This window comes from Pedobacter sp. D749 (assembly GCF_019317285.1).
In the GTDB taxonomy this organism is placed as follows: domain Bacteria; phylum Bacteroidota; class Bacteroidia; order Sphingobacteriales; family Sphingobacteriaceae; genus Pedobacter.
On sequence record NZ_CP079218.1, the window covers coordinates 635,058 to 656,360 of the forward strand.

At 35.6% G+C, this 21,303-nt stretch carries 22 protein-coding genes and 5 tRNA genes; 21 read left to right on the forward strand and 6 right to left on the reverse strand.

Annotated features, from left to right (window positions below; genetic code table 11):
• The first annotated feature begins 1 nt into the window (after nucleotide 1).
• Nucleotides 2–1,708: a hypothetical protein gene (locus KYH19_RS02565; protein ID WP_219077452.1), complete on the forward strand. Its 1,707-nt coding sequence runs from the start codon at nucleotides 2–4 to the stop codon at nucleotides 1,706–1,708.
• A 1,103-nt stretch (nucleotides 1,709–2,811) separates the two neighbouring features.
• Nucleotides 2,812–3,984, forward strand: a complete 1,173-nt coding sequence (locus KYH19_RS02570) for a M57 family metalloprotease (protein ID WP_219077453.1) — start codon at nucleotides 2,812–2,814, stop codon at nucleotides 3,982–3,984.
• Nucleotides 3,985–4,121: 137 nt separating this feature from the next.
• Here KYH19_RS02570 and KYH19_RS02575 read toward each other — a convergent pair whose 3' ends face one another.
• On the reverse strand, nucleotides 4,122–4,427 hold the full coding sequence (locus KYH19_RS02575; RefSeq protein ID WP_219077454.1) for a hypothetical protein: 306 nt from the start codon (nucleotides 4,425–4,427) through the stop codon (nucleotides 4,122–4,124).
• A gap of 147 nt (nucleotides 4,428–4,574) precedes the next feature.
• Here KYH19_RS02575 and KYH19_RS02580 point away from each other — a divergent pair, with 147 nt between their 5' ends.
• On the forward strand, nucleotides 4,575–4,727 hold the full coding sequence (locus KYH19_RS02580; protein ID WP_165902539.1) for a hypothetical protein: 153 nt from the start codon (nucleotides 4,575–4,577) through the stop codon (nucleotides 4,725–4,727).
• Here KYH19_RS02580 and KYH19_RS02585 read toward each other — a convergent pair.
• From KYH19_RS02585 to KYH19_RS02600, 4 genes are all read right to left on the reverse strand, one after another.
• Nucleotides 4,724–4,999: a hypothetical protein gene (locus KYH19_RS02585; protein WP_219077455.1), complete on the reverse strand. Its 276-nt coding sequence runs from the start codon at nucleotides 4,997–4,999 to the stop codon at nucleotides 4,724–4,726. The two genes, KYH19_RS02580 and KYH19_RS02585, sit on opposite strands and share 4 nt — an antisense overlap.
• A gap of 136 nt (nucleotides 5,000–5,135) precedes the next feature.
• On the reverse strand, nucleotides 5,136–6,344 hold the full coding sequence (locus KYH19_RS02590; protein WP_370630278.1) for a hypothetical protein: 1,209 nt from the start codon (nucleotides 6,342–6,344) through the stop codon (nucleotides 5,136–5,138).
• Between the two features lie 126 nt (nucleotides 6,345–6,470).
• Nucleotides 6,471–7,277 (reverse strand): lysophospholipid acyltransferase family protein, encoded by an 807-nt coding sequence (locus KYH19_RS02595; RefSeq protein WP_219077456.1) that lies wholly within the window; start codon nucleotides 7,275–7,277, stop codon nucleotides 6,471–6,473.
• A 339-nt stretch (nucleotides 7,278–7,616) separates the two neighbouring features.
• Nucleotides 7,617–9,368 carry a lysophospholipid acyltransferase family protein gene (locus tag KYH19_RS02600; RefSeq protein WP_219077457.1) on the reverse strand — a complete coding sequence of 584 codons (1,752 nt, stop codon included), beginning with the start codon at nucleotides 9,366–9,368 and terminating at the stop codon, nucleotides 7,617–7,619.
• 94 nt (nucleotides 9,369–9,462) lie between these two features.
• Here KYH19_RS02600 and KYH19_RS02605 point away from each other — a divergent pair, with 94 nt between their 5' ends.
• From KYH19_RS02605 to KYH19_RS02615, 3 genes are all read left to right on the forward strand, one after another.
• The gene (locus KYH19_RS02605) at nucleotides 9,463–10,362 is read left to right on the forward strand and encodes a ComEA family DNA-binding protein (protein WP_219077458.1); all 900 of its coding nucleotides are present in this window, start codon (nucleotides 9,463–9,465) and stop codon (nucleotides 10,360–10,362) included.
• Nucleotides 10,363–11,306: 944 nt separating this feature from the next.
• Complete coding sequence (locus tag KYH19_RS02610) at nucleotides 11,307–12,461, forward strand: acyl-CoA dehydrogenase (protein ID WP_219077459.1); 1,155 nt, start codon at nucleotides 11,307–11,309, stop codon at nucleotides 12,459–12,461.
• Between the two features lie 308 nt (nucleotides 12,462–12,769).
• Nucleotides 12,770–12,943, forward strand: a complete 174-nt coding sequence (locus KYH19_RS02615; protein ID WP_208600671.1) for a DUF6496 domain-containing protein — start codon at nucleotides 12,770–12,772, stop codon at nucleotides 12,941–12,943.
• An 88-nt stretch (nucleotides 12,944–13,031) separates the two neighbouring features.
• Here KYH19_RS02615 and KYH19_RS02620 read toward each other — a convergent pair whose 3' ends face one another.
• On the reverse strand, nucleotides 13,032–13,418 hold the full coding sequence (locus KYH19_RS02620) for a hypothetical protein (RefSeq protein ID WP_219077460.1): 387 nt from the start codon (nucleotides 13,416–13,418) through the stop codon (nucleotides 13,032–13,034).
• Between the two features lie 166 nt (nucleotides 13,419–13,584).
• On the opposite strand from KYH19_RS02620, the gene rpsU reads away from it, so the two are divergent.
• The 15 genes from rpsU to rplJ all read left to right on the forward strand — a co-directional run bounded on the left by rpsU (nucleotide 13,585) and on the right by rplJ (nucleotide 21,242).
• Complete coding sequence (gene rpsU, locus KYH19_RS02625; RefSeq protein ID WP_025143268.1) at nucleotides 13,585–13,779, forward strand: 30S ribosomal protein S21; 195 nt, start codon at nucleotides 13,585–13,587, stop codon at nucleotides 13,777–13,779.
• A gap of 161 nt (nucleotides 13,780–13,940) precedes the next feature.
• Entirely contained in the window at nucleotides 13,941–14,822 is an 882-nt protein-coding gene (locus KYH19_RS02630; protein WP_219077461.1) for a tyrosine-type recombinase/integrase, read from the forward strand.
• A gap of 14 nt (nucleotides 14,823–14,836) precedes the next feature.
• The gene (gene hpf, locus KYH19_RS02635; protein WP_025143266.1) at nucleotides 14,837–15,184 is read left to right on the forward strand and encodes a ribosome hibernation-promoting factor, HPF/YfiA family; all 348 of its coding nucleotides are present in this window, start codon (nucleotides 14,837–14,839) and stop codon (nucleotides 15,182–15,184) included.
• A 681-nt stretch (nucleotides 15,185–15,865) separates the two neighbouring features.
• Nucleotides 15,866–15,938: transfer RNA gene (locus tag KYH19_RS02640), tRNA-Thr, on the forward strand.
• 39 nt (nucleotides 15,939–15,977) lie between these two features.
• Nucleotides 15,978–16,060: transfer RNA gene (locus tag KYH19_RS02645), tRNA-Tyr, on the forward strand.
• Between the two features lie 81 nt (nucleotides 16,061–16,141).
• Nucleotides 16,142–16,217: transfer RNA gene (locus tag KYH19_RS02650), tRNA-Gly, on the forward strand.
• 78 nt (nucleotides 16,218–16,295) lie between these two features.
• A tRNA-Thr gene (locus KYH19_RS02655) sits at nucleotides 16,296–16,367 on the forward strand.
• A 126-nt stretch (nucleotides 16,368–16,493) separates the two neighbouring features.
• Nucleotides 16,494–17,681 carry an elongation factor Tu gene (tuf, locus tag KYH19_RS02660; RefSeq protein WP_057932476.1) on the forward strand — a complete coding sequence of 396 codons (1,188 nt, stop codon included), beginning with the start codon at nucleotides 16,494–16,496 and terminating at the stop codon, nucleotides 17,679–17,681.
• A gap of 79 nt (nucleotides 17,682–17,760) precedes the next feature.
• Nucleotides 17,761–17,831: transfer RNA gene (locus KYH19_RS02665), tRNA-Trp, on the forward strand.
• A gap of 109 nt (nucleotides 17,832–17,940) precedes the next feature.
• On the forward strand, nucleotides 17,941–18,138 hold the full coding sequence (gene secE / locus KYH19_RS02670; protein ID WP_025143264.1) for a preprotein translocase subunit SecE: 198 nt from the start codon (nucleotides 17,941–17,943) through the stop codon (nucleotides 18,136–18,138).
• Nucleotides 18,139–18,147: 9 nt separating this feature from the next.
• Entirely contained in the window at nucleotides 18,148–18,687 is a 540-nt protein-coding gene (gene nusG, locus KYH19_RS02675) for a transcription termination/antitermination protein NusG (RefSeq protein ID WP_025143263.1), read from the forward strand.
• A gap of 140 nt (nucleotides 18,688–18,827) precedes the next feature.
• Nucleotides 18,828–19,346 carry a hypothetical protein gene (locus tag KYH19_RS02680; RefSeq protein ID WP_219077462.1) on the forward strand — a complete coding sequence of 173 codons (519 nt, stop codon included), beginning with the start codon at nucleotides 18,828–18,830 and terminating at the stop codon, nucleotides 19,344–19,346.
• A 209-nt stretch (nucleotides 19,347–19,555) separates the two neighbouring features.
• Nucleotides 19,556–19,999: a 50S ribosomal protein L11 gene (gene rplK / locus KYH19_RS02685; protein WP_010601094.1), complete on the forward strand. Its 444-nt coding sequence runs from the start codon at nucleotides 19,556–19,558 to the stop codon at nucleotides 19,997–19,999.
• 20 nt (nucleotides 20,000–20,019) lie between these two features.
• Complete coding sequence (gene rplA / locus KYH19_RS02690) at nucleotides 20,020–20,718, forward strand: 50S ribosomal protein L1 (protein ID WP_116250007.1); 699 nt, start codon at nucleotides 20,020–20,022, stop codon at nucleotides 20,716–20,718.
• A 2-nt stretch (nucleotides 20,719–20,720) separates the two neighbouring features.
• Nucleotides 20,721–21,242 carry a 50S ribosomal protein L10 gene (rplJ, locus tag KYH19_RS02695; RefSeq protein ID WP_108200815.1) on the forward strand — a complete coding sequence of 174 codons (522 nt, stop codon included), beginning with the start codon at nucleotides 20,721–20,723 and terminating at the stop codon, nucleotides 21,240–21,242.
• Nucleotides 21,243–21,303: the final 61 nt, after the last annotated feature.

Consider the following 21,303-nt stretch of genomic DNA (forward strand, 5'->3'; position numbering starts at 1 on the left):
GATGGAAAACTTAAAAATTAAAGCGCTCAAGATTGCAATAGTTGCGATTATGTTGTCTGCAGCTATAGTAAGCTGTAAGAAAGAAAGTAGCCCCCTCACGGAGCCTGCTACTTTAAAAATACCAAATAAAATGGCAGTTATTCCAACTCATGTTTTTGACTGGGAAACAACTGATTATATGCCTACCCCAGTGGGTTTACCGCCTATCTTGGTCCCATGGGCATCTGGCAGTAATCAGTTATTCCCGGATGAAATTGCTTTTGATTATAAAAAGGCTGATGGTTGGAATCTGGTCTATAATACTTTTAGCCCTACACAAGTAACATCTCCAAATTTTTTCGCACTTTACAACAAGTATAGAGGAATAATACGCTTTTACCTGTATCTACCTCCCGGAAGCCCGTATGCATCTTCGTACTTTAGTGATGGATTAGGGATATCTGGTGGATATGCGTCTTCAATAATGAATTTTTCTAAAGAGATTATTGAGCCTGAAAATGTACAAAAATCTGTAACAAAAATTCAAAATTATCAAATACTATCAACCGGTGCTTGGTATGCTTGTCAATATGAACTAGCATATGATCCATATATTGCAAACGCCAATCATGAGAATTTAAACTTTGTTTGGAATGTGTCTTCAACTAATTTATCACAAATCGTTCTAAATGGAACGTCAAATAGAACTTTAAACGGTACAGTTGGTACTGCAAATTCTGGTGGTTTTAACTTAGGTAGTTTATTGGGTAATTTAGGAAATACGGCTATTCATGTAGCTGGTTTTAAGGGGATACAAGCACTAAATCTACCTAAATCAAAAGTCTTTGGAACAGATGTTACAAAGTCTATAGAGGATGGTATTAAAGGCGGATTAAGTGGTGCGGTTAAAGGGTTTTTTAGTGCGATATTAGGTGGGTCTGCTAGTAGCCCTCAAGTAGTTGATTTAAAATTAAAAGTAGAAACTAATTTAACGGGCTCAATAACAAATAATAGTGGTATCCTAAGTACTACTTTAGCAATGCCAGGATCGGCGAATTCGAATACAGTTGGATATATACCAAACTATAATAAAATTATGGGTGTTGTAAATATTACTAAATCTCCGGTAGTACATGTTTTTACTGAATTGCTTAACTCACTTGAAACTCAATCTACTCCAAAAAAATATATAAATGATCATAGCTTAATTTATCTTGATTATGAAAATACGGATAATATTATTTATAATCCAGAAGTTACAAATGATGGAACTACAGTTAACCTTATAAGAACGGACTTGTTAGTACCTTATAGGCATAGATATTGGTATCAAGGGGCTAATATTCCTATTCGAAAACCAGTTGGCGTAACCTGGAACGGTATTGAAAAAACAACAATAGTTCCATTCATAGCTGGAGAATATTTTTCATATAATCTATCTTCTTATACGCTTCCTAAATTTTCAGGGCGAGATATTGTGAGCGACGAAGTATATATGTATGGGAGTAGTTCAGAAATTAAAAATGATCGTTTTATCGCCTTTAAAGTTCAACATCGTCAAGATATTAGTGGAGGAGGGACATCTAATTATAATGCTACTGATCTTAATGGTGTTTGTGTACGATATACTTTTTTAGTAACTCCACCAAATGGTTCAAATCCTGTCACAATAGTTAAAACATTTAAAGCAAGTATTGCACCAATAGGTGAAAAAATAACATATCCATAAACAACTAACAATAATGGTTAACTAAAGTAAAACAATAACCTTTGAGTTTGTAATTATGACCTTTGAGATAATACTTGTCAATCACCCGATAAATTATTGGTAAACGCAATATAAATCGGCAGTCAGTTTATAATATTTTTTGGCTTCGGATAGGTTTAAAAATGCAGGAACTATGGTTGGGTTTACGTAGAATGATAATTTGCCATGTCTACAAAAGTTGATTTTTTTATTTTAAGCATTTCCATTCGCTCGTCTGGGGCGTTAGATTAGAAGTTCTAATTGTTAAATAATATTATAAAGTCAGATAGCTATATCTGGCTTTATTTTTGGTGCGCAGCGCAAGGCAATAAACTATAAAGTTAGAATCCAGAACCGCTCTGCAGTAGGAAGTGTTAGCTTAAAACAAGGGTGTCTGGGTGAACTGCGAAAAGGAAGTCGGTGGCAAATATGGGGCTTACAAACAGAAAATGTATATGGAGGTGGATTTAGTTCGGGTGATATTGCCAAACAAACAGAAGCCTAATATTGGACGGGAACTATTACGTATATACAGCGGCACATCCATAGGAAGTAGATTGTCTTACCTGGGGGTGAATGAGTTCTATCGAATGTCGATTGGATGATAGTCTTCCAAATAATTATTTGGAAGACTTAGCCACTAACCATAAAATTAATGGCTTCAGAGGATATAATTACCTTTTATGGTTACCAGATTATCCCCATAATAACTTCTCCTGTACCTCATCTTTACCAATCCTTTACCCTCTAGGTAATAAATAGGTAGAGAAAAGGTAAGCAAAGGGTAACCCTGGGGTTAACTTGGTGTACAGAAAGGGTAAACAACAGGTAAAGAAAGGGTAAGCAATTTCATGTTGTTATACACTAATTTTAATCTATCAATGTTGTACTGTATTAAAATAGATGAAATGAATTAATATCTTATAAAAAATGCAGGTATATTGTTTAATTTAATGTATTTTTTGTTTGTTTATTATTGGCGATATCTGTTGTATAATTTGTATTTTTTATTAGATTAAACTTAATGATTTATTCATTATAGCTTAACACTAAGATGGTTAACTTGTTTGAAGGAAAACCTAACTATGAAAAAAACATCTATTTTAAGCTCATTCTCCAGGAAAGTGGGCTTGGCAGCTTTGCTGCTAACCTTAAGCATCTATTCATGTAAAAAATCTGAACCCTCTGTTATCGCGACTGAAAGCAAAGCAGAAGTTGACGCTACTGCACTTGCAAAAATCAAAGAAATGGGCTTTCAAACAGATGGTATTAAAGAATCTGGCGATTACTACGTGGTGGAAGGTGATATCCTGATTTTGAAGAAATCACTAGTTGAAAATATTGAAAAAGCAACAAATACTGGTGGTAAAATAGCGCAGGCAAATGCAAATAATTTACTTCAGGGAAATTTAACCAATGTGATCATTACAACGGAAGATTACGATATCAGATGGCACTATGCAATCAGGGAAGCTGTTGCTGCCTGGAATGCAATTGGCAACTGTCGGATTAACCTTATCCATTCCTATAGTCAATTTTATCCTCCGTATACGAATTCGGTGACACCTACAATTACTATAAAAAAATCGAATTTAGGAACTGGTGTTTTTGGGCAGGGACAACTTCCTACCACATCTGGTACTGCTGGAGCAATTCTGATGGTAAACCCTTTTACAAATAATGTTAATAGTAACGTGCAAGATAATGGTATTCCTAGAAGCCACGAGCAAGATGTTTATATGTTAGTACACGAAATTGGCCACTGCCTTGGTTTTAGACATACGGATTGGAAGGCGGAAGGTACTGGTGGAAGTGCTGTAGGTGCAAATCCGATCCCAGGTACACCTAATAATGGAGATCCCGGTAACGACCCTAATTCAGTAATGAATTCAGGTAGGTTAGGTACATCAAACACGTGGTCGAGCTTCTCTTCTTATGATGTAATTGCTGCCCAATATTTATATCCACCAGTAATCACGCCATTTGTGAGCACATTTAAAAATGTAATCAATGGTCCATCTTCCAATTCAGCAGGTAGCGAAGTGATCAGTACCGCCGGAGCCATGTACAATGGCGGTTACTATGAATGGAGAATGTTAGACCAAAGTTTAAATGTTGTATTGCCAGTAAGCAGTTTTAGTAATTCGGCACAACAGGAATGGACGCACAGTACTCCTGGAACTTATTATTTAGAGTGTCGTTTGGTTGGTTTAGAGTGTGCAGGAGAGTGGGCAAGACAAACCGTTACTTTTAATTAAGTGCCAGCTGATCAAACAAATCAGTTGCAAAAAAAGCAGGGTAATTTCCATTAGAAAATTATCCTGCTTTTTTCTTTAAAACTGGTATATGCTATAAAAAAGCTTTTATGGCCGTGTTCGCTTAATTGAATTTTAATTTACTCCGCTATCGGCTCTTTTTTTACTGCTTTCTTTTCTGCAACAGGTTTAGCTGTTTTTACCTTCGGAGCTGCAGGAGTAATTTGCTCTTCTTTGATGTATGGCGTTATAGAATCATCCTGAGTATGGAAAGTAACTTTTTTAGTTAATTGCTTTGCAAATTTTTCGATTACTTTATCCGTTTTTTTCGCTTTGCCGTATTGGATAACAAGTTCGTTAAATGCAAGGGCCAATTTCGATTCTAATTCTTTACGTAATTTTTTGCTTGTCGAATGATTTTTCGACTTAGATTTATTCTTTTTCATTAAAACTTATGGGTTTTTCCAAAGGTAAAGAATTGGAAAGTTAAATTAATATTATGATTATGTTAACACATGGCTGACTGCTTAACATATAAAATATTTCTTATAACTTAGGTTAAATCACATAGGTTAGCATTTAATCGAACAAATATGAATTACCCAATAGTAATCGGCGTTGCAGTTCTGGTCATTATTTTAATTGCTTATCTGATCATAAGAAACCAAAAAGACAAAAAGGAGTTTGAAGAGGAGGTAATCCAGTCAGAACTTCCACCTGAGAAAGATGATAAAGAAAATGGCTAAAAACTATTTCCTGGTGCGATGCCTCCACCCAGATCCAGTGTATTCTGGAAACCTTCCAGGTATTGAAGTAAATGCCGCTCTGCATTTGCATAAGAAGTAAATGTGGATGCCGGTTCATAGGCATCAGCATCAGTTTTGCTTTTGTAAAATGAACTGATTTTGAAAACGAAAATTTTGTCGTCATTTATAGGCGACATAATTCTAGCCTTTATGGCGTGGCCGTTTACCTCAACAAAAAATTCTTTTATAACAGTATAGATAACAGCAGACATAGACAAGGTTTTAGATTTAACTCAAATATAAAGGGTCTAAATTACCTTAAATAGCTCATGAATCAGTCTGTTATTGATAAATTAATATTCTTTTAACATTAATTTAATGTTTGTTTTTTTTATTTAATACGAATTCCTATTTCTTAACAGGCTCGTAGGCATAAACCACTTCATATTTACTGTTCTTGAAATTTGAAGAAAGTTGCCCGATTTTTAAGTTTTGTGCCTGTGGTGTAGGCTCACAGTAAGAATACTTCCTGCCTTTATAAGTAACCGGTTCGCCAATTGGTTTATCGAACTGTACGGCGATAGTTAAATGTTTAGGGTAGAGCAGGGCAATCATCGGCAGGTTATAGATTTCCTTTACCAGATAGAAAAATAATGCGGCCCGGTCATCGCAATCGCTGTAGGTACTTAATAAGGTTTGTTCAGGCGAGAAACGTTTTTCTTTGCCAAAGTTTTCATCGTCATCTTCGTATAAAAAACCATAACGGGTAAATCTCATGAGGTAATCAACACCTTTTTTCTGATCCATGTGTTTCAGGTTTTCTTTCAGGGTAGGAATAAGAGAGCTATATGTTTCCCTGCTCAGCGGAATATTAAAATAACTTTCAAAATCTACTACCGGATAATTTTTAAAAATGGTTTGTACATCTTCATTAACTTTTAACTTAAAATGATGGATTTTTTGACGGTAACTAAATTCGATATCTTTTTCCTGGTAACTTTCCGGTTTAAAATCGGGCATTCTGGTTACCTTATAAGAAAAAGGATTTTTAGCCTCCGGAATCGAAATTTTAACGGGCTTGTAAGCATCGGCCTGTTTAAATAGTTTGCCATAATCATGATAATTCAAACACATAAACTTTTTGTTGTCAATCATGAAAAATGGAATATCGCTAATGTCCTCTTCATTCCTTACATAAAAGATAACCTGATCATTCCCTACAGCTAACCGTGCATCGTAGCCGCATTTACTCAGTAAAAACCATTTATATAAAGTATAAGCAAAATAATTATCTGCTTTCGGACTAATCTGTTCAGCTGTCTTACGGATCAGTTGATAATAAATCCAGTCGTTTAAATGATATTTTTTCTGGTATTTTTCTAAAGAGGAAATAAGCGGCGCATATTGGCCAGAAGAGATGCGGCTGTAAAAGTTAGAAACAGCTGATGTTGTAGCTGTTTTAGGTATAGGAAAAACGACTGAAGAATCTACATTAAAGTTGAAAGTTCCATCATAAAAATCGAAAGAATAATGCTGTCCCTTCGAGATGACGGTATTCATCATCAGGAAAACGAACAAAATGGTCCTCAAAATATATGTGTAAATTCCTCTTTTCAAAATGCTCCATATTTGGTTACATTAAATTTACCTATTATTAACATAAAAGCAACAATTTCTTTATGTGAACAATGGGGTAGCGCTTAACGGAGAATTAACATTGGATTTTCGTAAATTCAAATAGGATTAATTTTTTAGTGCATAAAGTTCTTCTCTTAAATGTTTTAAAAGTGAGATATTACAATCTTTACACGCTATTTCTTTCAAATAAATGGGTTTGCCGATACTGATTTTTAACTGGTGACCATTTTTGTTGAATAACTCTGAAATTAGCTTTGCTGTTTGTAAAGAAGGGTGTATAAATTTCAGCAGGCTAAAAAAGATGCCATTATTGCCGTGAAAATAAACTGGTAGTATTGGTACATTGGCTTTGGAGATGATTTTTCCAACCACGGGATGCCATTCGCGGTCGGTAATCTGATTTTTTCTGAATTTATAGGAAGAAACTTCGCCTGCCGGAAAAATAGCAACTGGGCAGCCGTCTTTTAAAGCTTTTAAAGTTGTTTTTAATCCGCTGATACTTGATGAATCCTGAACTTTTTCGAACGGATTTACCGCGATAATACATTTCTCCAGATTTGGGATTTTCTTTAACAGAAAATTTCCCATAAACTTTGTGTCTGGTCGGTGATTGGCAAGGATACTTAATAATGCTAATGATTCTATCGCACCGTAGGGATGATTTGCAATCGCAATAAATGCACCTTCTTTTGGAATGTTGGCTAAATCCTCATCGCTGATCTGAATAATAACGCCCAGAACATTCAGGATATGATTGGCAAATTTTTCTCCTTCTAAAGTATTAGCATCTCTAATAATTCCATTGAAGTCGTTAATCTTTAAGAACTTCATTAAAAAGGAAGCAAGACCAGGAATTGGAATATTACAAATGCCTGTTGCCTTTGAAAAATTCTCTTTAGAAATGACTGTCATAATTATAGTTCAAAATTGATTCCATTAGAGAACCAACCTGATAAATGATTTTTTATTTGAGCTAAATATAAGGGTGGGAAACATTCGGTTCTCGCGAAGAAGAATGTTTATCATAGCTCATACAGAGTACCTAAAGATAATGGAATAATATGAATAAGAGTGTATTAATCAATTAAGAAATTGTAAGGAATAAAATTCTATAAATAACATTTCATTAACATGAATTTAATAACATGAGTCTACTTTTGTGGCATAAATATTTGGTTAGTATTTATAAAGTTTAGGTTAGTTGATAATAAAAAACCCAGATGGATGTCTGGGTTTTTTTATTGAATTAATTTACAGGTTTTTGCCGAGTTTTTCGAGCATTTCTGGTGGAATATTATGCGTATCAACCACTAAGAAACCATCCAGACAGTCAGAGAATTTAGGATCGATATTAAATGAGATAATCTTCGCATTCAGGTTCATGTACTGCCTCAACAGCACCGGTACTTTAATATGTGAATTTTCAATGTCTCCGATTATGCTATCCAGATCTTTAAAAGACTCGCTGCTATCAACCAATGTATCCGTCGAAATTGGTAAAAGATCGGCTTTAAATTTGTTTCTTGGCTTCACATATTTGGCCATCTCATAATCGAAATGGTTTTTGGTAATATAATCTACAATTAAGGCCTTGCTGAATTTCGAAAAATTGTTGCTGATACTTACCGGACCGAACATGTAACGGTACTGCGGGTTATCGATTAGGTATTTTAAAATTCCTTTCCACAGTAAGAACAATGGCAGTGGCTTGCCCTGGTATTCTTTTCTGATCCACGATCTGCCCAACTCGATACCCTGCTTTAACATGGGGTAAAACTGATCTTTCATTTTAAAAAGTTCAGAAAGGTAGAAACCACGGCGACCCATGCTTTCTAAAATTTCATCACCTTTACCAATACGGTAGGCACCTACAATATTTTCTAAATCCTTATCCCATATAAATAAGTGGTTATAGTAGATGTCGTAATTGTCGAGATCGATTTTTTTGTTGGTACCTTCGCCCACTTCGCGGAAAGTAATTTCCCGTAAACGGCCAATTTCTCTTAAAATATTCGGGATTTTTAAAGTCGGAACAATATATACCTCATAATTTTTCTCCGTCCAAACCCTGAAATCTTCCAGAAGCGTTACTTCATTTTTAATCAAAAGCCTCGAAGTTTCTTCAATTACCTCAGCAGGTTTCTTTTTAATTTTAAATAAGTTTAATGGGTTAAAGAGTTTCTTCTCTGTATCTAAACCAATACCAAGCGCATACGTACGGGCTCTTAGAAAGTCCATCAGTTTATTGCTGCTGTTCATGTGCGAAATTTCAGATATGGCTATTGGTTTACCAATCCGTACCTTAATGGTGCGCCCATGTTTATTTAAAAATTCAGAAGGTAATTTTGCTGTGCGCAGGGTAGGGTGTATGAAGCTCAAAATGTTAAAGAAAACACCGTTATTACCATGAAAATAAATAGGTACAACAGGTACTTTTGCTTTAGCAATCAGTTTTCCAACAACAGGATGCCACATCCTGTCCGTTACCTGCTGAGCATCTAATTTAAAGGTAGAAACTTCTCCTGCAGGGAAAATACCAATTGGGATTCCATTTCTAAGCAAATCAAAAGTAGTTTTTAATCCACTGATACTTGAAGAATGCTGCACATTTTCGAAAGGATTTACCGCAACAAAAAATTCATCAAGGTTTGGTATTTTTTTCAAAATGAAATTTACCATTACCTTAGCATCCGGCCTAACCGTACACAATAGTTTAACTAAAGCCAAACCTTCTACACCACCATAAGGATGATTTGCAATGGCGATAAAAGGGCCTGTTTTAGGAATACAATTTAAATCATCATCATCAAATTCTATAGAAACGCCAATGGTTTCTAATATCTTGTCTACAAACTCTAAGCCTTTAAAATGTTGATTTTGAGCAAATACGTCATTAATGTCGTTCAGTTTCATGATCTCCATCATCAAACCTGCTAAACCCGGTACACCTAGCTTATCTATCTTTGTTGCTTTCGCAAACTCAGATGTAGTTATGATCTTCATATAAATTCTTAGATTGTTGATAGGCAAAACCTATTCTGTTTTGCAATCCCAAAAATAAGATTTATATTTATAATACACATGTCATATCGCATCAATGAGAATTTGGTTTAACAAAAATTTTGGTGTTAGCAAAAGTGAGTTCAACGGATTGTTGTTTCTTGTCTCTATTATTGTTGTAATTAAAGCCATTCCAACGATATATGGCTACTATCAGCCAATTTCGAGCGATGATCCGAATCTTTTAGCACAAATTCAGCAGATCAGTATAACAGATCAGGCATATCCCAATACTGTTCGCGATCGGATTGAAGACGCTAACCCTCGAAAAATAATTAAACTTTTTAAGTTCAATCCCAACACCTTAGATGCAGAAGGTTGGCAAACTTTAGGCTTATCTGCAAAACAGGCACAATCAATTATAAATTATACCGCTAAAGGCGGCAAATTTTACAAAGCCGAAGATCTTCAGAAAATGTATACCATTTCTCCGGATATGTATAAAAGGATATTGCCTTATGTTAACATACCCGATCAGCCCATCAATGCCTCAAGGAAGTATGTACCTTTTGAAAAAAAGGAATATGCTAAAAAAGCTGCTGTGATTGTTGATATTAATAAGGCAGACTCGATGCAATTGGATGAGATTAAAGGGATTGGTGGAACTTTTGCACTTAGGATTATTAAATACCGTGAACGTTTAGGCGGTTTTTACAAAAAAGAACAACTTCTTGAAGTTTACGGTTTAGATTCCAGTAAGTATGCTGAAATTAAAGATCAGATTGAAATCAGCAATGTTCCATTAAAAACAATAAATATCAATACAGCAACTTTTAACGATTTAAAGCGCAATCCATATCTTTCTTTCAAACAGATCAATGCCATTATTCAATACCGTAAACAGCATGGCAATTATGCTAACCCATCCGATTTAAAAAAGATCATCATTTTAAACCAACAGGTTATTGATAAGATTACGCCTTATATTTCTTTTTAGAAACTTAAACTTAGCGCCTGTTTAAAATTAAATAAAATTTATTTCGTATGTCAGTCTGAGCGTAGTCGAAGACCATTTCAGCGCATTTATAAAAGCAATCCATTATGCTATCATTGACAGCCTCCAAAAATTCGTCATTGCGAGAAGGAACGACGAAGCAATCTATCATCCAGTGATCCATACTATAAAGATTGCTTCGTCGGCTGAAAAGGCATTCTTATAATGATATTATGTAAACAACTGATATTCATTGTTTTTTTTTGACCATATAAGATATTTAAGGACCATATAAGCTTACATTTTCTTATATTCCTTATATGGTAGGATTATTTAATGAATTAGATGTTCTTAGGTGGTTAATTAAACGTTATAAAAATTTAAACAGTCTCTTAAAGCTAAAATTTTAATTGTGACTTGGAAAGCAATACCAGTGCTAATCGGTTACGAAAGCCCTGTTTTACAATTACTCACCGATTAAAAAAAACCGGGATTTGTGTTCGTTTCAATCAGGTTTAATCATGTAGGGGCAATGCTGGTTAACCTCAAATCATAGTATCGGCCGTGCCACCTAAACCTGATCGGAACGAACACGAAGTGAAACGGAGTAAAGTGGAGAGCAGGACTGAATAGTGACAAACGCTCTGTACCTGATTTCCAAAAAGAAGATAACCAATTTAAAGTTATGCATTCCTGTTCAAGTTAATTATTGGAGTTAATTGCTTGCAAGATTTAAAAATAGTCCATTATGCACCATAATTAGCTTATTCGGCTAAAATTGTAAAAAAATAGAAAAAACTTTCCCTGTTAATTTCAAGGTTTAAAATTAACCGATAAACTAATTGAACCGAATACCATTTCATTCTGTAATTGCACAAATATTTAATGGTAACTAACTATCAAATAATTGTTTATAATTGCCTCAACTAACTTTAAAATATAAATTAATGAGCGTAAGCTTCGATTTTTCAGAAACAGAAACTCAGCAGAGCGTAAAGGCCATGGTCCGCGATTTTGCAGAGAAAAACATTCGTCCACATATCATGGAATGGGATGAAGCACAGCATTTTCCTGTCGGATTGTTTAAACAGCTCGGAGAGTTAGGCTTAATGGGCGTTTTGGTTCCGGAAGAATATGGAGGCTCCGGATTGGGCTACCAGGAATATGTAGATGTGATTGTAGAAGTGGCGCGGGTTTGCGGTTCAATCGGCTTATCATTAGCCGCACACAACTCTTTATGTACCGGCCATATTCTGGCCTTTGCGACCGAAGAACAGAAACAAAGATGGTTACCGAAACTGGCTACTGCCGAATGGATTGGTGCCTGGGGATTAACCGAAGCAAATACAGGTTCGGATGCCTTAAGAATGATGACCACTGCTATTGAAGATGGCGACGATTATATTATAAACGGCGCAAAAAACTGGATTACCCATGGCAAAAGCGGAGATATTGCGGTTGTGATGGTAAGAACAGGGGAGCAGGGAAGCTCGAAAGGGATTTCGGCCATTATAGTAGAACGTGGTACACCAGGTTTTACAGCGGGCAAAAAAGAAAATAAACTAGGCATGCGCGCATCAGAAACCACAGAAATGATTTTTGATAATTGCCGTGTACCGAAAGCCAATTTATTGGGCAATGTTGGCGAAGGTTTTAAGCAGGCCATGAAAGTTTTAGATGGCGGACGAATTTCTATTGCCGCATTGGCTTTAGGAATTGCAAAAGGTGCTTTTGATGCAGCAGTAGCCTATTCGAAACAACGGCAGCAGTTTGGACAGCCAATCTCCAGCTTTCAGGCCATTAGTTTTAAACTGGCTGATATGGCTACAGAGATTGAAGCAGCAGAATTATTGATCCGCCAGGCAGCAGATTTAAAGAACAGGCATTTACCTATGACAAAAGAATCGGCCATGGCGAAATATTTTGCCTCAGAGGTTTCGGTAAGGGTAGCAACTGAAGCGGTTCAAATATTTGGGGGTTATGGTTATACCAAAGACTTTCCGGTTGAGAAATTTTATCGCGACAGCAAGTTGTGTACAATAGGCGAGGGAACATCGGAAATACAAAAGATTGTAATTGCCAGAGAAATATTATCAAGGTAGAAGGTTTTAAGGTAGAAGGTTTAGGGCTATATGCGTTGAACCTTATACCCTAAGCCTTACGTCTTCAACCTTATATACAACAAACCAAATATATTATGAGTAATCCGGATGGTTTAACTACCTCCGGATTTTTTGTTTTAAAGTTTTCAAAACCAACTTTCAATTGCCAATGTTTTGACTAAAGACTAAAGACTAAAGACTAAAGACTAAAGACTAAAGTAGTTTGGCGCTTAGTGTTTGGCGTTTGGCGTCAGTTAGCCGATTTAAACAATTAATCGATTAGAGATACTAACTAATGAACTAAAGCTATGGCAAAGTATTCAGAAAAAGCTGGTGAGAAAGTAGAAAAAACCATGCATGAGATGAAAGAAGGTAAGCTTAAGAGCGGATCAGGTAAAAAAGTGACATCCAAAAAGCAGGCAATTGCTATAGGGCTATCCGAAGCCAAAAAAGCAGGAGCGAAGGTACCTAAGAAAGGTTAAAAGCTTAAAGACTAAAGACCAAAGCAAATAGGTGTGGTGACTAAACTATCTTCCCAGGGCTTTAGTCTTTGGACTTTTCGCTCTAAGCTTATTGCGGTATGTCTTTCGAAGTTAAAATGCTGTCAACCACATAAACGCTAAATCCCCGCCATGGTAGGGAGTGTTTATATTCTTTGTAGTGTAATTCGAAAAACTTACCACTATTGGCCATCATTTTTTCAGCAATTTCCTGGTTAGCGATAGAGAATTCGAATTCGTTGTTCTGCAGCGTTCCTGTTTGCCGGGATTTTATTCCGCTTTGAATTAATTTGCCTTCATAGGTTTTAAATACGTAGCCTTTTTTTACTACATAGTTTAACTCTCCTGCTTTAACACCTTCACCAAAAACAAAGAAATAACGGTAGTAACAAATTGCGATTAATGCGATAACAACTATAACTGCGATAATTGAACCTACTTTTTTACCTTTTGTCATATATGATTATGTATATATAAATGTAGCTAAACAACACATAAGTTCTACTAATGATTTAAATAAAAATTCTTTTTATAAATCTTTCTATTTTTCAATATTTTGCTTACATTTGCAGCCCCGATAACACGGGAAATTTAAAAACCACGAGAGGAGGTATTTCAGCGTTATGATCATTATCAACATTAAAGACGGCGAATCATTAGATAAAGCCCTTAAACGTTTCAAGAAAAAGTTTGAAAAAACTGGTGTATTGAGAGAACTACGTAGTCGCCAAGCATACGAGAAAAAATCCGTTGCTCGCCGTACTGAAATTAAACATGCTGTTTACATTCAGAACATGAATCTAGATACAACTTCTTAGTTGTTCACGATATAAATACAAAAAGTCCTTCCGATGTTAAATTGGAAGGACTTTTCTTTTTAAAAAGAAATCAGGAACATTTCAATAAACAATTAATTAATGATTTCTTTATATCAAAACTATTTGTAACTTCATATCAATGCCCCGCAAAAAGATATTGAATGCTGCTAAAAAGTTTTATCACCTATTTAACTCACGAGAAGCGCTATTCTCCACATACCATTACCTCTTATCAGGTAGATTTAGATCAGTTTGAAGTATTTATTAAGGCATTAGAACTGGATTTTTCTGAAATAAAACATACTCACCTGCGCAGTTACCTGGTTGAGTTAATGGAAAAGGAAAATTCAGAAAATACCATTAACAGAAAAATATCTGCTTTACGAAGCTTTTATAAATTTTTACATCGAACCGGAGCGATTGATCAAAATCCTGCTGTTTTAATTAAGGCGCCAAAAATACCTAAAAGGCTGCCCGTATTTATAGATGCGCAGAAAATGGATCATTTGCTGGATTCTGAGCAATATTTCGATGAAAGTTTTCCTTCCGTTCGCGATCATCTGGTCATTGAACTGCTTTTTGGAACCGGTATCCGTTTGGCTGAACTGTTGCAATTAAAAGATACTGATATTGATATGTATTCAGGAACGATAAAGGTGCTGGGTAAAAGGAATAAAGAAAGAATTATTCCAGTAAATAAACAGCTTATCAATCAGGTAAATACCTACATTGACCTAAAAAAGTTGCAAAAGTTTAATAACAATTTGCTTATATTAATCGTTACCAATACAGGTGCAGCGGCATATCCGAAATTAATATACCGTATTGTTACCTCGTACCTAAACCATGTATCAACCAATGAAAAGAAAAGTCCCCACGTGCTGCGGCATAGCTATGCCACTAGCCTGTTAAATGCAGGAGCAGATTTAAATGCGATTAAAGAACTTTTGGGCCATGCCAGTTTAGCAGCAACCCAGGTTTACACCCACAATTCGATCGAAAGATTAAAAACAATTTATAAACAAGCCCATCCAAAGGCGTAAAAAAAGGAGGAAAAATGAAAATCGGAGTTCAATCAATCCACTTCAGTGCAGACAGTAAGTTGTTAGATTTTATACAGAAGAAAGCAAACAAGCTTGATCAGTTTTTTGACCAGATCATTAGCGGAGAAGTGTATTTAAAGTTAGAGAACGTAGAGGACGAGGCTAATAAAATTAGTGAGATAAAATTAATTGTACCCGGAGGTACCCTCTTCGCTAAAGAACAATGTAAATCATTTGAAGAAGCCACAGATCTGGCCATCGAATCGTTAAGAAAGCAGATTACGAAACATAAAGATAAAACACGTGCAAAATTAAGTGAGCATAAAGCAATTTTAAGTGAGAGCGAAGCCGCTGATTATTAATAATAGCTTAATTATAAAAGTAAAAGAGCGACGCAGTTAATGCGCCGCTCTTTTTGTTATAATAAAGTCGTCATTGCGAGGAACGAAGCAATCCTAATGCGAACGCTGGTAGCGATCGTCGTAAGATTGCTTCGTCGGCTGAAAAAGCCTTCTCGCAATGACGACTTTTATTCTATAATCTATTAATAATAATTGTATGCAACCTCGAGATGAAAGCTTTTATGGCTCAGTTTTTTAAAATAATTTAAAGAAATCGGAAACTATTCGTACAATTTCTATAAACCAAATTTAATTTTCTAAGCAATTCTCCGTGAAAAAATCTCCCTCACGATATAAATTTTAAATTTATTGAGATTAATACATTTGTTATTTTCTGTTGATTATTGTGATTATAGATTATAATCATGTTTATAAGGACAACAGGCATAAAAAAATATTCGATTTTAAGAGATTGATTATTAAGCTCCTTCAGGTGTATGATGAGCACTAACTAAAATAACTTCATTATTTTTTTCAAATTTATTTTGAAGTGAAATATAAGTGTGTATATTTGCATTCCCTTTCGGAAACGGCGTTACGCTAAGAAGAAAAGGGTTGTTCTTTAAAAAGATAAAAGTTTTAAAAAAACACGTTAATAGTATGAAAAATGAAGATTTTTCGTATCATTGCACAAAATTTAAAGCCTCCTTAGCTCAGCTGGTAGAGCAACTGACTTGTAATCAGTAGGTCATTGGTTCGATTCCGATAGGAGGCTCTTTTTATTTTAAAGTGTTAACATTTTGAAGTAAAAAATGGGGAGATTCCAGAGCGGCCAAATGGGACAGACTGTAACTCTGTTATCGCAAGATTTCGAAGGTTCGAATCCTTCTCTCCCCACACTTTAAATGAATGACCAAATGTTTTAATGATGGAATAATTCTCTCATTCTTTCATTCAATCAATCAATGATTTTTAGAAGCGGAAGTAGCTCAGTTGGTAGAGCGATAGCCTTCCAAGCTATAGGTCGCGAGTTCGAACCTCGTCTTCCGCTCCAATAAAAATTAGAAAGTGGGCAGTTATCGGTAACAGTTTTGATATAGTAAAACTAAAGGCTGGAACTGGAAACTAAAAAGCCGACTTAGCTCAGCGGTAGAGCACTTCCTTGGTAAGGAAGAGGTCATGGGTTCAATTCCCATAGTTGGCTCAGGATAATAAAGCTTTGTTAAATCTGTTTAATATGCAGGGTAGACAAGGTTTTTTGTGTTGCATTGCATCAAAACAATAAATAAAAATTAATAAAAAGTTAACCTACTAATTAGTTATAAATAAAATGGCAAAAGAAAAATTTGACCGTAGTAAACCGCACTTAAACATCGGTACAATCGGTCACGTCGATCACGGTAAAACAACTTTAACAGCAGCTATTACAAAAGTTTTAGCTGATGCAGGTTTATCTGAGGCACGTTCATTCGATTCAATTGACTCTGCTCCAGAGGAAAAAGAAAGAGGTATTACTATTAATACTGCGCACGTTGAGTATTCAACTGCAAACCGTCACTACGCACACGTAGATTGTCCAGGTCACGCGGATTATGTTAAAAACATGGTTACAGGTGCGGCTCAAATGGATGGTGCTATTATCGTTGTTGCTGCTACTGATGGTCCAATGCCACAAACTCGTGAGCACATCTTATTGGCTCGTCAGGTTGGTGTACCTTCATTGGTTGTATTCATGAACAAAGTGGATATGGTTGATGATCCTGAATTATTAGAATTAGTAGAAATGGAAGTTCGTGAATTATTATCGTTCTACGATTTCCCTGGTGATGATATTCCTGTTATTCAAGGTTCTGCTTTAGGTGGTTTGAACGGAGATGCTAAATGGGTAGCAAAAATTATGGAATTAATGGATGCTGTTGATAGCTACATTCCAATTCCTCCACGTTTAACTGATCTTCCATTCTTAATGCCTGTTGAAGATGTATTCTCGATCACTGGTCGTGGTACTGTAGCAACTGGTCGTATTGAGCGTGGTGTAATCAACTCTGGAGATCCTGTTGAAATCTTAGGTATGGGTGCTGAGAACTTAAAATCTACAGTTACTGGTGTTGAGATGTTCCGTAAGATCTTAGATTATGGTGAAGCTGGTGATAACGTAGGTTTATTGTTACGTGGTATTGAGAAAACTGATATCCGTCGTGGTATGGTAATCTGTAAACCAGGTTCAGTAACTCCTCACACTGATTTCAAAGCTGAGATATATGTATTATCAAAAGCAGAAGGTGGTCGTCACACTCCATTCTTCAACAAATACCGTCCTCAATTCTATTTCCGTACTACAGATGTTACTGGTGAGATTTCACTAGCTGAAGGTACTGAGATGGTAATGCCAGGTGATAACGTTACCATCACTGTAAAGTTGATCAACGCTATCGCAATGGAAAAAGGTCTACGTTTCGCTATCCGTGAAGGTGGTAGAACAGTAGGTGCTGGTCAGGTAACTGAAATTTTAAAATAAACCCAAACCCCTTAAGGGTTTCAGGTAAATAACTGAAAGCAAAGTGTTTGAGTTCACTTAAGCACTTTGCTTTCTAAATACGGGAATAGTTCAACGGTAGAATAGAGGTCTCCAAAACCTTTGATCAGGGTTCGAATCCTTGTTCCCGTGCTCAAAACAATGGTTGGGTAATTGAATGAGTGAATGATTGAATTTGAAAGTTTACTTTCGGATATTATCATTCACTCATTTACTCATTCAGTCATTCAATAAATTAAATATGGCTAAAGTAGTTGAGTTTATAAAAGAATCGTACGATGAAATGACCAATAAGGTTACATGGCCTACATGGGGCGAACTGCAAAGTTCTGCAATTCTTGTATTGGTGGCTTCTTTAATTATTGCATTGGTTATTTTTGCAATGGATAAAGGTTCTACATTTGTGTTAGATACTTTTTATAAATCACTTTCTAATTAATATTTACTAATGAGCGATCTAAAGTGGTACGTTGTAAGGGCTGTTAGCGGTAAAGAGAAGAAGGTAAAACAGTACATTGATGCTGAGATCAGCCGTTTAGGTTTCTCTCATTTGGTTCCACAGGTATTAATCCCGATGGAAAAATATTACCAGATGAAAGATGGTAAAAAAATTGCCAAAGAGCGTAACTTTTATCCTGGTTATGTTTTAATCGAAGCTACTCTTGATGGTGAGCTGGAGCACATCATTAAAGGAATTAATAGCGTTATTGGTTTCTTAGGTGATAAAGCCGGTAATCCAATTCCAATGCGCCAGGCAGAAGTTAACCGTATTTTAGGTGTGGTTGATGAAATGAGCGAACAGGGTGAAACCATGAATGTGCCTTACTATGTTGGCGAAGGTATTAAAGTTATGGATGGACCTTTCAACGGTTTCTCAGGTATTATCGAAGAGGTAAACGAAGAGAAGAAAAAACTGAAAGTGATGGTTAAAATCTTTGGTCGTAAGACGCCTCTTGAGCTTAACTACATGCAGGTAGAAAAAGAGTAAAAAATTATTTAAAATATTTGAAAGGCCTTAGGATTTATTTTCTGAGGTCTTTTTTGTTTTACATCGATTTTAATTTATTAACACTAGTGGTTTTAGTTTATCTTTAATAAGGTATCGATGTTTTAAAAACCATAACGGCTATGAAAGGACTTCTTCTATTTTTGATTTGTATGTTTTTTTATGGCGTTGATAGTTTTAGTGCAAGTCATCATTCAATCAAAACGTCGATTGATACTCCAACCGTTATCAGAAAAATACAATCAGACTTTTCGGCAATCAATAAAGATTTAAGGTTTTACCGAAAGAAAACTAAGGATGCACCCGACATGTCGGCAGAAGGTGGAGAGGTAACCGGCTATTATGATAAAAATATTCTAAAAAAGATACATTGTACTTTTTACGGCGAAATGGGTAAGGCAGAGGAAGACTATTATCTTAATAGTAAGGGCTTATTCTTCGTATTCAGAAGAGAAATATTTTACGATAAGCCAATGTACCTGAAAGATTTTAAAATAAAAAGTACTACTGAAACACGTTATTATCTGTATGATGGAAAAGTGATAAAAAGTATCGTGAAACCCAAAACATCAACAATATTATCTGATCAAGAAATAGTGGGAGAACTAAAACAGATTATAAGTATCTTAGCAGAGAAATAAATTCACTATTAATTTATCTGCGACAGCTTATTTTTAAACTTATAAGCGGTAGTTGCTAGATAATAAAATATATTTCTTCTTATCTATTGCAGTAATGTAAGATTATCCATATCTTTGCAGTCCTTTAAGCTTTATAGGAGCTCTAAGGAATTAAATGTTACATGCTTCCAATATTTAACATTGAGTTTTAAATAAACAAAAAACACAAAATGGCAAAAGAAGTCAGTGCAATGATCAAATTACAGATCAAAGGCGGAGCGGCAAATCCATCGCCACCAGTAGGACCTGCATTAGGTGCTAAAGGGGTGAACATTATGGAGTTTTGCAAACAGTACAACGCTCGTACCCAAGATAAAGCAGGTAAAGTATTGCCAGTTGTAATTACTGTTTATGCTGATAAGTCATTCGATTTCATCATCAAAACCCCTCCGGTAGCTATCCAGTTAAAAGATGCTACTAAATTACAGAGTGGTTCTGCTGAGCCTAACCGTAAAAAAGTTGGGTCGGTGACCTGGGACCAGATTAAAGTTATTGCTGAGGATAAAATGCCTGATTTAAATGCATTTACAATCGAATCTGCAATGAGTATGGTTGCTGGAACAGCACGCAGTATGGGAATCACCGTTTCTGGTGACGCACCCTGGAACAATTAATTAAAAAACAGTTTACAACAGTGGCGAAATTAACTAAAAATCAAAAAAAGGCACACGCTAAAATAGAAGCTGGTAAAGCTTATACTTTACAGGCTGCTGCTGCTTTGGTAAAAGAAATCACTACCACTAAATTCGATGCGTCAGTTGATATTGATGTATCTTTAGGTGTTGATCCGCGTAAAGCGAATCAAATGGTACGTGGTATTGCTACTTTACCACACGGTACAGGTAAAACTGTTCGTGTTTTAGCTTTGGTAACTCCTGATAAGGAAGAAGAAGCAAGAGCAGCCGGCGCAGACTTCGTAGGTTTAGACGAATATGTGGCTAAAATTGAAGGTGGTTGGACCGATGTAGACATTATTATCACAACACCAGCTTGTATGGCAAAAGTAGGTAAATTAGGCCGCGTTTTAGGTCCAAGGAACTTAATGCCAAATCCAAAATCTGGTACAGTAACTAACGAAGTTGGTAAAGCTGTAACAGAGGTTAAAGCAGGTAAGATTGATTTTAAAGTAGACAAAAGCGGTATTATACACGCTTCAATAGGGAAAGTATCATTCCCAGCAGATAAAATTTATGAGAATGCACTTGAAATCATTCAGGTAATTTCAAAATTAAAACCATCTGCTGCTAAAGGAACTTATTTTAAGAGCATTCACGTGTCTTCTACAATGAGTCCTGGAATTGCAATTGAAACAAAATCAGTAGCGGGGATTTAATCATGAACAGAGAAGAAAAAAACGAAGTAGTTTTAGAACTACAAGGACAAATGCAAGAGTATGGCAATTTCTATATTGCTGATACCTCTAGCCTTTCTGTTGAGCAGATTAACAACATCCGCCGCAAATGTTTCGAAGGTGATATCATCATGAAAGTAGCTAAAAACTCTTTAATCCGCAAAGCGATTGAAGGTTTAGATGGCGATGCTTCTGAGATATACGAAGCCCTTAAAGGTTCATCATCATTATTATTCTCAAAAACAGCAAACGCTCCGGCTAAGTTGATTAAAGCTTTGAGAAGAACATCTGATAAACCATTGCTTAAAGCAGCATTTATAGATTCATCAGTATACGTTGGCGATGACCAATTGAATAACTTAGTAAGCTTGAAATCAAGAGAAGAGCTTATCGGAGATATCGTTGGATTATTACAATCACCAGCTAAGAATGTTATATCTGCGCTTAAATCAAGCGGAGGCAAAATTGCAGGAATTGTTAAAACTCTACAAGAGAGAGAAGGTTAACGAACACCTTAAGTTCGCAATAAAACAAAATTATTTTTACGTAAATTTTTAAAATCTTAAT

Coding starts and splice junctions, on each gene's coding strand:
- KYH19_RS02595 (WP_219077456.1), bottom strand. CDS start 7,277: ATGACAGTCATTTCTAAAGAGAATTTTTCAAAGGCAACAGGCATTTGT.
- KYH19_RS02600 (WP_219077457.1), bottom strand. CDS start 9,368: ATGAAGATCATAACTACATCTGAGTTTGCGAAAGCAACAAAGATAGAT.
- KYH19_RS02580 (WP_165902539.1), top strand. CDS start 4,575: ATGAATTACCCAATAGTAATCGGCGTTGCAGTTCTGGTCATTATTTTA.
- tuf (WP_057932476.1), top strand. CDS start 16,494: ATGGCAAAAGAAAAATTTGACCGTAGTAAACCGCACTTAAACATCGGT.
- rplJ (WP_108200815.1), top strand. CDS start 20,721: ATGAACAGAGAAGAAAAAAACGAAGTAGTTTTAGAACTACAAGGACAA.
- KYH19_RS02570 (WP_219077453.1), top strand. CDS start 2,812: ATGAAAAAAACATCTATTTTAAGCTCATTCTCCAGGAAAGTGGGCTTG.
- KYH19_RS02630 (WP_219077461.1), top strand. CDS start 13,941: ATGCTGCTAAAAAGTTTTATCACCTATTTAACTCACGAGAAGCGCTAT.
- KYH19_RS02605 (WP_219077458.1), top strand. CDS start 9,463: ATGAGAATTTGGTTTAACAAAAATTTTGGTGTTAGCAAAAGTGAGTTC.
- KYH19_RS02565 (WP_219077452.1), top strand. CDS start 2: ATGGAAAACTTAAAAATTAAAGCGCTCAAGATTGCAATAGTTGCGATT.
- KYH19_RS02610 (WP_219077459.1), top strand. CDS start 11,307: ATGAGCGTAAGCTTCGATTTTTCAGAAACAGAAACTCAGCAGAGCGTA.
- KYH19_RS02575 (WP_219077454.1), bottom strand. CDS start 4,427: ATGAAAAAGAATAAATCTAAGTCGAAAAATCATTCGACAAGCAAAAAA.
- KYH19_RS02615 (WP_208600671.1), top strand. CDS start 12,770: ATGGCAAAGTATTCAGAAAAAGCTGGTGAGAAAGTAGAAAAAACCATG.
- hpf (WP_025143266.1), top strand. CDS start 14,837: ATGAAAATCGGAGTTCAATCAATCCACTTCAGTGCAGACAGTAAGTTG.
- KYH19_RS02585 (WP_219077455.1), bottom strand. CDS start 4,999: ATGTCTGCTGTTATCTATACTGTTATAAAAGAATTTTTTGTTGAGGTA.
- secE (WP_025143264.1), top strand. CDS start 17,941: ATGGCTAAAGTAGTTGAGTTTATAAAAGAATCGTACGATGAAATGACC.
- KYH19_RS02620 (WP_219077460.1), bottom strand. CDS start 13,418: ATGACAAAAGGTAAAAAAGTAGGTTCAATTATCGCAGTTATAGTTGTT.
- nusG (WP_025143263.1), top strand. CDS start 18,148: ATGAGCGATCTAAAGTGGTACGTTGTAAGGGCTGTTAGCGGTAAAGAG.
- rpsU (WP_025143268.1), top strand. CDS start 13,585: ATGATCATTATCAACATTAAAGACGGCGAATCATTAGATAAAGCCCTT.
- rplK (WP_010601094.1), top strand. CDS start 19,556: ATGGCAAAAGAAGTCAGTGCAATGATCAAATTACAGATCAAAGGCGGA.
- KYH19_RS02680 (WP_219077462.1), top strand. CDS start 18,828: ATGAAAGGACTTCTTCTATTTTTGATTTGTATGTTTTTTTATGGCGTT.